This is a genomic window from Porphyromonas somerae, assembly GCF_022845615.1.
GTDB classification, from domain to species: Bacteria; Bacteroidota; Bacteroidia; order Bacteroidales; family Porphyromonadaceae; genus Porphyromonas_A; species Porphyromonas_A somerae.
This window is the reverse complement of record NZ_AP025559.1, coordinates 89,717-103,026: the sequence shown is the minus strand read 5'-3', so window position 1 is coordinate 103,026 and position 13,310 is coordinate 89,717. Positions and strand designations below refer to the sequence as shown.

The window sequence follows — 13,310 nt, the reverse complement described above, 5'->3', positions numbered from 1 at the left end:
ACACACAACCACTAGTGGATTATTCTTGAATACTCCCAAATATAAAGAGAGTGTTACACACTAAGGTATTACAGCTTCAAAAAGATGTAACCTATTTTACTATCAATTCCTTTGAGTTTGATTTCCAGTAGTTCGTTATCGTTATCCCAAAGGGGCTCCACTTCAAATGTTCCCTTTATTCCAACAGTACCACCATTCACAATAGTGAGCTTCTTTCCGTCAAACTGGTAAGTACCAGATGACCTAGAAGAGCCAATGCCTTCAACCTCAACTGTGACCTTCCAGTTGCCATCCGCTCTAAATATGTAGGAATACTTTGCCTTTTCTGGGGTGGGCTTCCACTCATCCTTCCCAATCTCATAGTCATTTGTCGACCAAGTTTGTATCCATTGACCAACCATGGTAAGCACCCTATCCTTCGGTGGCTTTGGTGCAGGCGGAGCCGGTGGCGTTGGCACAGGGGGCTGCGGCGTAGGTGGAGCAGGCACAGGGGGCTCGGGTGTAGGTGGAGCAGGCACAGGGGGCTGTGGCGTTGGTGGGGCAGGCACAGGGGGCTGTGGCGTTGGTGGGGCAGGCACAGGGGGCTGCGGCGTTGGTGGAGCAGGAACAGGGGGCTGCGGCGTTGGTGGGGCAGGCACAGGGGGCTGTGGCGTTGGTGGGGCAGGCACAGGGGGCTGCGGCGTTGGTGGAGCAGGCACAGGGGGCTCGGGCGTTGGTGGGGCAGGCACAGGGGGCTCGGGTGTAGGTGCAGGAGGACCGGGCGTAGGAGCTGGTGGCTCGGGCTTTTTAGGCTCCGGCTTCTCCTTGGGATTCTTGGGGACCTCTGGCTCGGGCATCCTAGGAGACTTCCCATTGCAAGAAAAGAATAGGATAGCAAGAGTCATAAGGGTCATCGCATTAAAAATAGTAATCTTCTTCATTACCTAACAGTTTGTTATTAGAATTGTCAATTAAAAAAAGCCCGCAAATTTAGAATGAATTTCCATTCGCCACTAGTACCACCAGCCAGGAACTTCACATTTATTTAAAGTTTAAGAAACGCCTTCACTCCGACAACTGTCACATTTATAGGCATATTACAACACTACAAAGCTTCACCTAGAGCACACTTCATTATTTTTTATTTGGCAAACCTGTTTTTACACTAACGTTTTTTATGTCCATTAACATCACCTCCCGACAATAGCCAGTGGAAAGATTACAGGCATACACCTGCCGTTGTGAGGAGCACCTTTCTCAAAGAGTCCTGACAGATAAATGTACCACCACACAGAGCTTCCTATGGTAGTTCGGATACCAAAAGAAAAGTGCGAACTAGGTCAAGTCCAGCTAAAAAGAGAGGCTCCACACTCAGCCGATACAGCTAAGTCTGGAGCCTCTGATATTTTCAGTGATATCGAATTTACCTCACTCGGATACTACGCCCTACCCTAAGAGTGGTGCGTGAAGAGATATTATTGAGGCTACATAGTTTATTGACACTCGTACCGTGCCTTTTGGCAATTGTCGAGAGCGTATCTCCTTGACGGATGCGATACATCTGCACTCCGCTACTGGAAGTCCTATGGCTAGCCCTATTGATAGCCCCTCTACCATTTCCTCCATTGTACTTAGAGGCGAGGCACAGATACTCCTCACACTTTGGCACACCTGTATTGAAATCAATGAGATGCTCAGGATTGAGAGCTTGTCCTAGATAACGCGCTTCGAAATGGAGGTGTGGCCCTGTAGAGCGACCAGTGCTACCCCCGAGTGCAATCGGATCACCCGCACGCACAATCTGATTTTCCTTGATCAACACCCTAGAATTATGTGCATAGAGGGTCTCCAATCCATTGGTATGGCGCACAACCACATAGTGCCCATAACCACGGCGGTCGAAGTCCACCATTCGCACCTTGCCATCAAAGGCAGCTCGAATAGTATCTCCCACACGCACCGAGATATCAATTCCATAGTGCATACGTCGGAAACGACGGCGATAGCCATAGCGACTATTCACTCGTTTCAGCTCATCAAGGGGATAGACAAACTGAGATAGATCTACCATAAAGCTATCAGGTACCTCAGCTTTCAAGCTCCCAATAAAGGGATTGACCGCATTATTGTGCCACGATTGCTCTCCATACAGATCAATAGAGGGATACTGCAGATCCTCCTCCGAAGCAGTACCAAAGCCCATAGACTTATTGATTGCCTTGGTAAAATCGGCCAGCTTCTTGTTATTCTTCAGGAAGCCATCATTGTCGGCCATTAACTTTGCCACTTCCGCTATCGCTGTAGAGGTGTCAGCGGGGGGTGGTGTTTTACTCTCTTGCTTTCTTTCGGCCTGCTTTCCAACAGTATAATTGGGCACCTGAGCACTCGCCAATAAACCAATGGATAGGCACGAACATAGAAGTGTAAAAATCCTACTCGTCATTACTTAGAATTCCGATAAAAAAAACTCTCAAATAAAATTGGTTATAAACACGAAATGACCGTAAGGATTATATCCAAAGAACGAGAAATAGGGCTTCCTACCACCCGAAGTCCACAGATAAAACCATCACAATCGCTCGCAAGATACCAATATATTTTATACCTCGGTTGTTTTTTTGCATTTTTTCTGCGTTATTAACACACAAAAGGTACAATTTAAGGTGGAATATGACCACGAAAGATGGAAAATAGGGACCTCTTACAGCACCCTATATATATGAGTAAAAACTGAGATGCAACTAAGCAATCGGTTAGTTGCATCTCGGCAAACGATTTTGTATAACATTGAATTCCAGGTATTTGTAAAGGGGCCTCTGCGCCCCTTATTTTAGCCAAGTATTCCACCTTACTTCTCAGTGTGGAATTCCAGAAGATGCAGTACTTTGTGGAGGTAAAAAGGGATTCTAGACTAGTATTGTCTCTATAAATAGGAATTCCACGGTTGACGCCTCCAACGCATAGCCCCTTAATGGAGGTTCGGCTATCTCCCTTAAGCTCTCTTTTTTTGGTATCTTTGTAGATACAGAAAGAATGATAACAATATGGGCAGAAAAAAGAAAGTAGAGAAAAGAAGGGGGCGGAAGGGTACACAGAAAGTCGGCAGGTCACGATTTTCGAGAGATACCAAGCCCAAGAAAGATAGAAGCGTTTCGAGAGTACGTGGCCTAGTGCTTCAGTACTTCCGCAATAGCAAGGGGGAGGCATCGGACTACCGGCAAGTAGCCGAAGGGGTCGGTGCCGAGGGCGACCTAGCAGTGGAGATGGTGCGTGAGGCGATGGTACAGCTGGCACAGGAGCGTGTGCTAGTGGCGGACAGCCTACCCGACCGCTATCGCTATGTAGCACCACGGCAAAAGATGGAGGGCATCCTCCGCCGTAAAGCTGGACGTGGGCACAATATGTTTTACCCCGATGATGGTGGCGAGCCCATCCGCGTGGCTGAGCGAAACACTGGGCATGCGATGGATGGCGACAAGGTGGTGATGAACCGCCTTGCCACCCGTAGAGGTCAAGAACCAGAGGGGGAGATTGTAGAGATCCTAGAGCGTGCCGACACCAATTATGTGGGGGTGATTTCGATCCTCAACGATGTTGCTTTCCTCATCACCGAGAGTAATAAGCTCGCCAATGACATCTTTATCCCTCGTGACAAACTGAATGGGGCTCAGGATGGCGATAAGGTGGTAGTGAAGGTACTGGAGTGGCCCGAGCGTGCTAAGAACCCAGTCGGCGAGGTGCAGGCAGTGATCGGCAAACCAGGGGACAATGATACCGAGATGCATGCGATCCTGGCTGAGTATGGTCTGCCTTTCAAATACCCTGAAGAGGTGACTTTGGCGGGTGAGAAACTGGATGCCAACAAAGCTTTTAGCGATATCTTCCCCCGCAAAGATTTCCGTAAGCCTCTCACCATAACGATTGACCCCGAAAGTGCTAAGGACTTCGATGATGCCCTTTCGCTAGAAAAGGTGGGCGAAGGACGCTGGGAGGTAGGGGTACACATTGCCGATGTGACTGCCTACGTGCTGCCCGATGATGAGATTGATCGGGAGGCGGCAAAGCGTGCCACGAGTGTCTATCTAGTGGATCGCACGGTGCCGATGCTTCCAGAGCGTCTTTGCAACGACCTCTGTTCGCTCAAACCAGGGGTGGATCGCCCCGCCTACTCGGTCATCTTTCAGCTAGATGACGAGGCGAAGGTGCTTGATTATGAGATCACTCGCACCATCATTCACAGTGATAAGCGGCTAACCTACGAGGAGGCACAGGCGATGATTGATGGGGCAGAGCAACCCGAGACGGCAGCTATTCAAGCCCTCAATAATCTTGCGAAGAAGCTCCGTGCGGATCGTATGAAGGCAGGTGCCATCGCCTTTGAGCGTTCGGAATTGGCCTTTAGGATTGATGACCAAGGGAAGCCTCTGGAGATTTATGTCAAGCATCCTATCCCAGCCAATCATCTGATTGAGGAGTTTATGCTACTTGCCAATCGTACGGTGGCAAAGCATATCGGCACACTTTATGGTGAGGGGAAGGAGGGTCCTACCTTCGTCTATCGTGTCCACGATACGCCCGATGCTGAGAAGCTAGCCGACTTGGCAGAGTTTGTAGGGCGTCTGGGCTACAAGATCAAACCTACTGGCACGCCAGAGCAGATTGCTCGTAGCCTTAATGACCTTCTGAAAAAGGTGCAAGACAAGCCTGAAGCGGAGCTAGTAGAGACGCTGACGATCCGCACTATGGCAAAGGCTATTTATCAGACCGAAAACATCGGTCACTATGGCTTGGCCTTCCCATACTACACCCACTTTACCAGTCCAATTCGTAGGCACCCCGATATGATGGTGCATCGCCTCCTTACCCACTATATGAATGGTGGAAAGAGCCTCAAGAGGGCCGATATTGAGGAGATTTGTAAGTATGATTCGGAGCAGGAGCGCAAAGCCACTGAGGCGGAGCGTACCTCTATCAAGTACAAGCAGGTGGAGTTTATGCAAAACCACCTCGGAGAGGTCTTTGATGGGGTGATCAGCGGAGTGAAGGAGTTTGGCGTCTTTGTAGAACTCGTCGCCAATGGTGTGGAGGGGCTGGTGCCTATCCGTGACCTTGACGATGATTATTATGAGCTGGATGAGAAGACCTACTCTCTCGTTGGCTACAATACGAAGCGACGTTTTTCCCTTGGCGATAAACTCACAATACGCGTAGCTAGAGCAGACTTGGACAAGAGGCAATTGGACTTTGAATTACTTTCATAAAGTGGCAAGATGAAGGACGAGGAGAGGATCATAGAGGGGCTAGAAGAGTTTGACATCCGTGGCATAGAGCAGGGCGATGAATCTTTGAGGAGTAGCATCAAGCAGGAGGAGGATCGGGACAATGCGCTTCGGCCTGCGACGTTTGAGGACTTCCAAGGGCAGCCCTCAGTGGTGGAGAATCTAAAGGTTTTCGTTGCCGCAGCTAAGTTGCGCGGGGAGTCGCTGGACCATGTGTTGCTCCACGGCCCTCCCGGACTGGGAAAGACCACCCTTTCGCAAATCATCGCCAATGAACTGGGGGTGCAGATCAAAGTGACCTCTGGGCCGGTGCTAGATAAACCTGGCGACCTCGCTGGAGTGCTGACCTCTTTGGAACGAAATGATGTACTATTTATCGATGAGATCCATCGGATGCCGCCTGTGGTGGAGGAGTATCTCTACTCTGCAATGGAGGACTATCGGATAGATATTATGATTGATAAGGGGCCGGGGGCAAGGAGTATTCAGATAGACCTCAATCCCTTTACCCTGATTGGGGCGACCACCCGCAGTGGACTACTGACTGCCCCGCTAAGGGCTCGCTTTGGAATCAATATGCACCTCGAGTACTACGATACGGAGACGCTGACGGGGATTGTGAAGCGAAGTGCCGAAATCCTTGGCATCGCCTGCGATGATCAGGCAGCCTTGGAAATAGCACAGAGGAGTCGTTGTACCCCTCGTATTGCCAATGCCCTACTCCGCCGAGTGCGTGACTTTGCACAGGTGAAGGGCTCGGGCCGTATTCACCACGAGATTGCTACCTACGCACTGGAGGCGCTCAATATAGATAAGCATGGGTTGGATCAGATTGACCATAAGATCTTGGGCGTCATCATAGATAAGTTTGATGGCGGTCCAGTAGGGGTCGGCACCATTGCCACAGCCATTGGAGAGGATCCTGGCACGGTGGAGGATGTCTATGAGCCCTTCCTTATCAAGGAGGGCTTTATGAAACGCACCCCTCGTGGGCGTGAGGTGACTCGCCTAGCTTACGAGCACCTCGGTAAAGAGTGGCGCCCCAACAACCCCAAAAGCCTCTTTGAAGACTTCTAAAGCGTAGTGAGATGAGTGCAGGGATAAAGGCGTTGGCGAAGGATACGGTTATCTATGGTGCGACCAATATCATCAGTAAGTTCCTTAACTGGCTATTGGCACCATTTTATATCCGAGTACTGGCCGATAGTGCTGAGTATGGAATTGTGACCAATCTCTATGCATGGGTGAGTATCATCTTGGTGATACTCACTCTAGGAATGGAGACGGGGCTATTTAGGTTTATCAATACGAGTGAAGAGCCGAAGCGGGTTTATGCAACTACCTTCAAGATAGTTGGGATGTCGGTGGCACTCTTCTTGCTGGTGGGGCTTCTCTCCTCCGGTAGGATTGCAGAGGGGCTCGGCTATATGTCGCACCCCGAGTACATTGCTATCTTTGTGGTGATTGTGGCTTTGGACGCACTGATGTCCATTCCTTTTGCCTACCTGAGGCATGAGCGTCGGCCGTGGAAGTTTGCTTTCTTCAAGTTCCTCTTCATCTTCCTCAACATTGGGTTCAATCTCTTTTTCCTCCTCCTTTGCCCCTACTTGGTATCAAAAGGGGTGACGCTGCCTAGCTGGCTATTCCGTGAGGGGTATGGTGTGGGGTACATATTTATCTCCAACCTCCTCGCCTCGACTATTGAGTTTCTATTGATGCTACCAATCATCAAGCCGGCCTTGAGAGGCTTTGATAGGGCACTAGTGAAGCCTTTGCTTCTCTACTGTCTGCCTCTGGTATTGCTCGGCTTGGCAGGTATCTTCAATAAAATGGCGGGGCAGATACTGATTCCTAGTCTTTATGCCGACCGTGCGGAGGGGATGGCGCAACTGGGTATCTATGGAGGGAACCTGAAGATCGCGGTGGTAATGGTGATGTTTATTCAAGCCTTTAGGTTTGCCTACGACCCTTTTGTCTTTTCGAAGATGAAGGCGACAGATGGCAATGATGCTTACCGTGTGGCGATGAATTACTTTATCTTCTTTGCGTTGCTGATCTTCCTAACGGTGATGTATGGGATTGATCTATTTAAGCACATTGTGGCACCTGACTACTACAGTGGATTGGTGGTGGTGCCGATTGTGATGGCAAGTGAGATCCTCTTCGGTATCTACTACAATCTATCGGTGTGGTACAAGGTAAGCGACCGCACACACTATGGTGCGACCTTTTCGGTCATTGGTCTGCTGGTGACGCTGGCAGTAATCTACTGGGGGGTGCCACGGTTTGGGATTGTTGCGGCGGCGTGGAGTGCCTTTGCCTGCAATGGGGTAATGCTTCTTTGCTCTTATATCCTTGGGCGAAAGCTACATCCGATCCCCTACGACACGGGAAAGAACCTACTGATTATTGCGTTGGCAATGGCCTTTTACTTTGGAGGAATGGCGATAGAGCCTAGTAGCCTTTGGCTAAAGCTTGCTCTAAGAGCTGGGCTTTTGCTACTATTTATGATCCTATCTATCTACTTCTTTGCACCTGAATTGAGAGTTGCACTTCGACGACTTAAAAGACGATGAAAAACGAGATTAAACCGCTTGACTTCTACGCTATACGGGAGGGGAGCTATCTGGAGGTTCCCTACCTTGATGATGGGTTATTTGCCGGTTTTCCCTCACCAGCAGAAGATCATAATCTTGAGGCAATTGACCTTACTTCCGAGCTGGTTAAGCATCCCAATACCACCTTCTTGGCCCGTGTGGTCGGGGACTCTATGATTGATGCCGATATCTATGAGGGGGATATCATTATTGTAGATCGTTCGCTGGAATTCAATCACAATGATGTAGCGGTCTGCTTTATCAATGGGGAGTTTAATATTAAGTACGTCGAGAAAACGGCCGAGGGGGAGCTCTATCTTGTCTCGGCCAATCCGAAGTATCCTCGGATGAAGGTGGAGTCTGAGGACCACTTCACGCTTTGGGGTGTGGTCACGTATGTGATCCATCAGCCCAACCCACGAAATCGCCATCGCTAGCCAATGTATGGGCTTATTGACTGCAATAACTTTTATGTGAGCTGTGAGCGACTCTTTCGCCCGCAGCTCAATGGGCGTCCGGTGGTGGTGCTCTCCAATAATGATGGCTGTGTGGTCTCTCGCTCAAATGAGGCGAAGGCCCTAGGGATACCGATGGGGGTGCCACTTTTTCAGATTCAAGAGGAGGTGAAGCGATACGGCATCGAGGTGTGTAGCTCTAATTACACACTCTATGGCGACCTCTCGAGGCGGGTGATGGCGATTGTACGGGAGGAGGTAGGGACTCAGGAGATCTACTCTATAGATGAGTGCTTTGTGCAATTCGACCCTCGCGACGACTATATGGCGATGGCTAGGAGTCTTCGACGGAAGATTCTGAAAGGAGTGGGGATTCCTACTTGTGTGGGGGTGTCTAAGACGAAGACACTTGCCAAGCTCGCCAATCGGGTAGCGAAGAAAAACGAACAGCTAAAAGGGGTGTATGCCATTGACGATAATGAGAAGTGGCGAGCCGCCCTTGAGTGGGTAGAGGTGGGCGATATCTGGGGGATTGGTCGGCGTATTTCGGCACGTCTCAATCAGTATGGCGTCTACAACGGGTATCAATTTGTACGAAAAGATCCCAACTGGGTGCGGCAATCTTTTACCGTCACAGGGCTAGATACCTATCTTGAGCTAAAGGGAGAGCCACGTATTCCTTTCGCAAAGAATGACCAGGCAAAGAGCATCACTCGGTCACGCTCGTTTGGCACTTTGGTGACCGACGAGCATCAACTCTTCAGTATCATACTGGAGTTTGGGGAGAAGTGCTGTGAGAAGCTAAGGGAGAATAAGTTGGCAGCACTTAAGGTGGCACTGGTACTGCATACTAATGCTTATAGAATCAATGACCAACAGCGTCACGAGTATGTGGAGGCTTACCTAACACTGCCTTCCAACAACCTCACGGAACTGACGCCGATCCTCTACCAACTCTTTAAAAAGGCTTTTCGCCCAGGATTTAATTACAAGAAGGCGGGATTGCTCTTCTCGCAACTGGTATATGAAGGGGAGGTGTTGCCTTTTGAAGTGGAAGGACAGGCGGAGCTGAAACGACTGACCACTCTTGCCAAGGAGCTCAAGGATAAGTATGGCGACCATGCCCTCTACATCGCGGCTCGCAACCCGAAGGCACTAGAGGAAGTGGTCACTCGCAATCATGTGAGTCCCAACTATACTACAGAGCTCTCGGATATCCTTAAGATTCAACCAAAGTGAGGCAGTTGATGAGGGGTTACTTCTTGCTACGGTTCTTGACATGAGCGGCACGCTGATGCTCCACTGCATCTAATCGCTTTTGGGCTTTAGCCTCTTGTGCAGTGACTTTCGACTGGTCGCCTAGCATCGCCTGTAGCTCAAAGAGTTCATCTCTATACTGAGCGGCAGAGACAAAGTCCAGTACTCGTGCCGCCTCTTCCATCGCTTTACGAGTGGCGGAGATACGCTCCTCCAAAGTCTCCTTAGAGAGATAGTCAAAGCTTCGCTCTGCCACCTTCTGCTGCTCGCTCTGAAGACGGTACTCCTTAGTGGCTTTGCTCTCTATGCCACCACGACTTGGTCCAGTAAGGTCTAGGATAGAGGCGCTCTTCTTAACTATCTGCTTCGGCACAATGCCATGCTCCTTATTGAAGGCCAACTGCTTCTGACGCCTGCGATTAGTCTCGTCAATGGTGAGCTGCATACTCGGGGTCACCTTACTGGCATACATAATCACCATGCCATTGACATTGCGAGCCGCACGTCCAGCAGTCTGAGTAAGCGAACGATGGTTACGCAGAAAGCCCTCCTTATCGGCATCCAGTATAGCCACCAATGAGACCTCAGGCAGGTCCAACCCTTCACGCAGTAGGTTGACCCCGACCAACACATCAAAGTCGCCCCGGCGAAGCCCCTCCATAATCTCCACCCTACGGATCGTCACCACCTCACTGTGGATATACTCTGTGCGGATGCCCATCTCAGCGAGGTGCTCCGATAGCTCCTCCGCCATACGCTTGGTCAGTGTGGTGACCAACGTCCGCTCATCACGCTCTATCCTTAGATGTATCTCATGCACTAGGTCATCTATCTGATGCTCCTCAGGTCGCACCTCAATGACTGGATCAGGAAGCCCAGTAGGACGGATGATCTGCTCCACAATGGTTCCTCCACTCTCCTCCAGCTCAAACTCAGCTGGCGTGGCACTGACATAAATGGTGCGATGGGTGAGCTCTTGGAACTCTTCAAAGGTCAAAGGACGGTTATCAATAGCAGCGGGCAACCTAAAACCATAGTCAACAAGATTAGTCTTACGGAAGCGGTCGCCAGCATACATACCTCTCACCTGCGGGATAGTGACGTGGCTCTCATCAATGACTAGTAAAAAGTCATCAGGAAAGTAGTCAAGCAGACAGTAGGGACGCTCTCCAGCCGATCGGCCATCGAAGTAGCGGGAGTAATTCTCAATACCATTGCAATAACCGAGCTCTTCCAGCATCGTAATATCATTGGTCACCCGCTCATAGAGACGAGTTGCCTCCTCCGACCTCCCCTGCTTATGGAAGAACTCAACCTGCAACTCCAGGTCGGCACGGATCATCTCTATCGCATGCTCCGTCTGCTCCTTAGTGGTGACAAATAGATTGGCAGGATAGATTTGCACCGAATCAAGTACCGAAAGCTCATGCATATCCTTAGGGTCTACACAGCTGATTCGCTCCACCTCATCGCCCCAAAACTCTATACGATAGGCCATCCCTTCATACCCCTCTACCGCTGGGAATATATCTAGCGTATCACCTTGGTTTCGGAAGGTACCAGGACGGAACTCCGCCCTATCATGAATATAATGAGCATTAACCAACTGCCTGAGGAAGTCGTCTCTTGATATCTCTTCTCCCACTTTGATGTCAATTCGTTGCGACGCGTAATCACGAGGGTTGGCCATACCGTAAATACAACTCACACTCGCCACCACAATCACATCCTTTCGTCCTGAGAGGAGCGAGGCAGTCGTCTTGAGTCGGAGCTTCTCTATCTCGTCATTGATCGACATATCCTTCTCAATGTACATATCGGTACTAGGAAGATAGGCCTCTGGCTGATAGTAGTCGTAATAACTGACAAAGTACTCCACAGCATTGTGAGGAAAAAAACTCTTGAACTCCCCATACAACTGTGCGGCAAGCGTCTTATTGTGGCTCAATACCAGTGTAGGGATACCAAGGTTTTGGATCACGTTGGCAATGGTAAATGTCTTACCCGAACCAGTCACTCCAAGGAGCGTCTGCTTCTCCTGTCCCGAACGAATCCCCTCCGTCAGTTGCTTGATCGCCTCGGGCTGGTCACCCATTGGCTTGAATTTCGATACCAATTGAAAGCTCATCATATCTCTACAAAGGTACTAAATAAATGGAGACTGTTGCACGAAGGCGATCTGCGGCGTTGCTTTCGGAATTCGGCCTAGGTCACGTACGTGAGTACGCTCCCTTCAGCCTCATCCTCAGCGCCTTGCATCTCATCCTTCGTGCAAAGTCTCAGCACATTTGAAGCAAATGTGCGAGAATGGCACTTCGTGCAACATTCTCAAATGAAGAGAAAGCGACAGGTTGGATACAAGAATCATAAAGGCCTGCTAGGGAAACCTAGCAGGCCTTTATAAATTACACTATCTAAGTGTAGGAGAATTTTACTTCTCAGCAGTCATGATAACTACACGGTTCCAAGCATTCTCAGCGTAAGGCTGTACAGTGTCACCCTTGTAGTCGATAGTGATTTGGCTAGATGGCACACCATACTCATCGGTAAGGATACGAGCCACCTCGCGAGCACGCTTCTCAGAGAGAGTCATGTTGTAGTTAGAGCTACCAGTCTTAGCATCAGCATAACCGATAACAGTTACAGGGATGTTGTTGCTCTTAACGAACTCAGCAGTGTTGTAGATGTTGATCTTTTGGTTGCGATCTACTCTAGCGCTACCGATACGGAAGTAAACTACGTTCTCAGACTTAACCTTAGCCTCAGTAGCTACTACCTCTGGGCACTCTGGGCAACGTACTGGACGCTTGCTTAGCTCAGCATTCTGTGAGCGTAGAGAGTTGATCTCGCTCTGAAGGTTGTTAAGAAGAGCATAGTCCATAGGCTCAACAACATCAAAGTCGCTCTTGCCAAGGTTGAAGTTAAGACCAAGGTCTAGCTTAGCAAGCATGTTGTTTGGACGGTAATAGTGCTCATACATTGGACGGTAGATGTTAGAGAATACTACGCTAGGAGCGAGTACTAGGTCTACAGTCTTGCCAAGGCGGAAGCTTAGGTCAAATCCTACGTGTCCAGAAACAGCGTAGTTGATATGCTTTAGCCAATCCTTTGCGCTATCCTCCTTTTGCTTGTTAGTCGCATCACAATTAGTAGCTGTTCTAGCAGCCATAACACCCACACCGATGTAAGGTACGAAGCGAACCGTACGGTTAGCGTTGTACACACCGAAGTAGTTAGCTGGGTCAAACATAAAGTCGATGTGAGGAGTCAGGGTATGGAACATATACTCGTGAGTATTGTCGGTCTTAGCAAGGTGCATATCTCTTACCCAAGCCCAATCTACCATCAGACGGCTAGCGAAATAAGGAGTATACCACTTACCGAATCCAATACCTGCCTCATAACCAAGACGCTCTGCAAAGTCCTTTGCCTTGATCTCTTGATTGTAGAAAGAGACACCATAGTTAGCACCTCCACGAGCGGAGATAAACCAATTGTCACCAGGGTTTAGCTGAAAAGCTGTATTCTTACCTGGCAGATTGGTTGCGTTTGCTGAGGTCTGAACCTCCTGTGCTGAAGCACTTAGTGCAAATACACTTGCTGCTACAAGTGCGATAACTTTCGTCTTCATAAAAAAAATACTTTCTAATTGTACAATTCTCTTATATTCTCATTCAATAATCCGATACCTTGTCCTATTCAGACCGCGTTATCGGAGAGCCGACACGAACCTGTGTACGGTG

At 49.4% G+C, this 13,310-nt stretch carries 10 protein-coding genes; 6 read left to right on the top strand and 4 right to left on the bottom strand.

All coding sequences use genetic code 11. The features are described from left to right. Positions 1–68: 68 nt before the first annotated feature. Positions 69–401 (bottom strand): lipocalin family protein, encoded by a 333-nt coding sequence (locus MWL85_RS00385; RefSeq protein WP_244400883.1) that lies wholly within the window; start codon positions 399–401, stop codon positions 69–71. Between MWL85_RS00385 and MWL85_RS00380 the strand changes: the two genes are divergently transcribed. Continuing rightward, positions 400–927 (top strand): hypothetical protein, encoded by a 528-nt coding sequence (locus MWL85_RS00380; protein ID WP_244400881.1) that lies wholly within the window; start codon positions 400–402, stop codon positions 925–927. The genes MWL85_RS00385 and MWL85_RS00380 overlap by 2 nt on opposite strands. 475 nt (positions 928–1,402) lie before the next feature. On the opposite strand, the gene MWL85_RS00375 is transcribed toward MWL85_RS00380, so the two are convergent. Further along, a complete protein-coding gene (locus MWL85_RS00375; protein ID WP_244400879.1) occupies positions 1,403–2,422 on the bottom strand; it encodes a peptidoglycan DD-metalloendopeptidase family protein in 1,020 nt (339 codons plus the stop codon). Between the two features lie 601 nt (positions 2,423–3,023). Here MWL85_RS00375 and rnr point away from each other — a divergent pair. From rnr to MWL85_RS00350, 5 genes are read left to right on the top strand one after another with little or no spacing between them, the layout of a single operon-like run. Next, a complete protein-coding gene (rnr, locus tag MWL85_RS00370) occupies positions 3,024–5,240 on the top strand; it encodes a ribonuclease R (RefSeq protein ID WP_244400877.1) in 2,217 nt (738 codons plus the stop codon). 9 nt (positions 5,241–5,249) lie between these two features. Further along, positions 5,250–6,335: a Holliday junction branch migration DNA helicase RuvB gene (ruvB, locus tag MWL85_RS00365; RefSeq protein ID WP_018028506.1), complete on the top strand. Its 1,086-nt coding sequence runs from the start codon at positions 5,250–5,252 to the stop codon at positions 6,333–6,335. Between the two features lie 11 nt (positions 6,336–6,346). Continuing rightward, positions 6,347–7,834: a lipopolysaccharide biosynthesis protein gene (locus tag MWL85_RS00360; RefSeq protein ID WP_244400875.1), complete on the top strand. Its 1,488-nt coding sequence runs from the start codon at positions 6,347–6,349 to the stop codon at positions 7,832–7,834. Then, on the top strand, positions 7,831–8,292 hold the full coding sequence (locus tag MWL85_RS00355; protein WP_244400873.1) for a LexA family protein: 462 nt from the start codon (positions 7,831–7,833) through the stop codon (positions 8,290–8,292). Before MWL85_RS00360 ends, MWL85_RS00355 begins: the two co-directional genes overlap by 4 nt. A 3-nt stretch (positions 8,293–8,295) precedes the next feature. Then, the gene (locus MWL85_RS00350) at positions 8,296–9,549 is read left to right on the top strand and encodes a Y-family DNA polymerase (protein WP_244400872.1); all 1,254 of its coding nucleotides are present in this window, start codon (positions 8,296–8,298) and stop codon (positions 9,547–9,549) included. Positions 9,550–9,565: 16 nt separating this feature from the next. Here the strand turns inward: MWL85_RS00350 and uvrB are convergent, their stop codons facing one another. Continuing rightward, entirely contained in the window at positions 9,566–11,695 is a 2,130-nt protein-coding gene (gene uvrB, locus MWL85_RS00345; RefSeq protein WP_244401886.1) for an excinuclease ABC subunit UvrB, read from the bottom strand. Between the two features lie 303 nt (positions 11,696–11,998). Beyond that, positions 11,999–13,198 (bottom strand): OmpA family protein, encoded by a 1,200-nt coding sequence (locus MWL85_RS00340; RefSeq protein WP_021903707.1) that lies wholly within the window; start codon positions 13,196–13,198, stop codon positions 11,999–12,001. Between the last annotated feature and the right edge of the window lie 112 nt (positions 13,199–13,310).

Excerpts from the sequence above, each read along its gene's own strand:
- MWL85_RS00380 (WP_244400881.1), top strand. The coding sequence starts at position 400 with ATGGTAAGCACCCTATCCTTCGGTGGCTTTGGTGCAGGCGGAGCCGGT.
- MWL85_RS00385 (WP_244400883.1), bottom strand. The coding sequence starts at position 401 with ATGGTTGGTCAATGGATACAAACTTGGTCGACAAATGACTATGAGATT.
- MWL85_RS00375 (WP_244400879.1), bottom strand. The coding sequence starts at position 2,422 with ATGACGAGTAGGATTTTTACACTTCTATGTTCGTGCCTATCCATTGGT.
- rnr (WP_244400877.1), top strand. The coding sequence starts at position 3,024 with ATGGGCAGAAAAAAGAAAGTAGAGAAAAGAAGGGGGCGGAAGGGTACA.
- ruvB (WP_018028506.1), top strand. The coding sequence starts at position 5,250 with ATGAAGGACGAGGAGAGGATCATAGAGGGGCTAGAAGAGTTTGACATC.
- MWL85_RS00360 (WP_244400875.1), top strand. The coding sequence starts at position 6,347 with ATGAGTGCAGGGATAAAGGCGTTGGCGAAGGATACGGTTATCTATGGT.
- MWL85_RS00355 (WP_244400873.1), top strand. The coding sequence starts at position 7,831 with ATGAAAAACGAGATTAAACCGCTTGACTTCTACGCTATACGGGAGGGG.
- MWL85_RS00350 (WP_244400872.1), top strand. The coding sequence starts at position 8,296 with ATGTATGGGCTTATTGACTGCAATAACTTTTATGTGAGCTGTGAGCGA.
- uvrB (WP_244401886.1), bottom strand. The coding sequence starts at position 11,695 with ATGAGCTTTCAATTGGTATCGAAATTCAAGCCAATGGGTGACCAGCCC.
- MWL85_RS00340 (WP_021903707.1), bottom strand. The coding sequence starts at position 13,198 with ATGAAGACGAAAGTTATCGCACTTGTAGCAGCAAGTGTATTTGCACTA.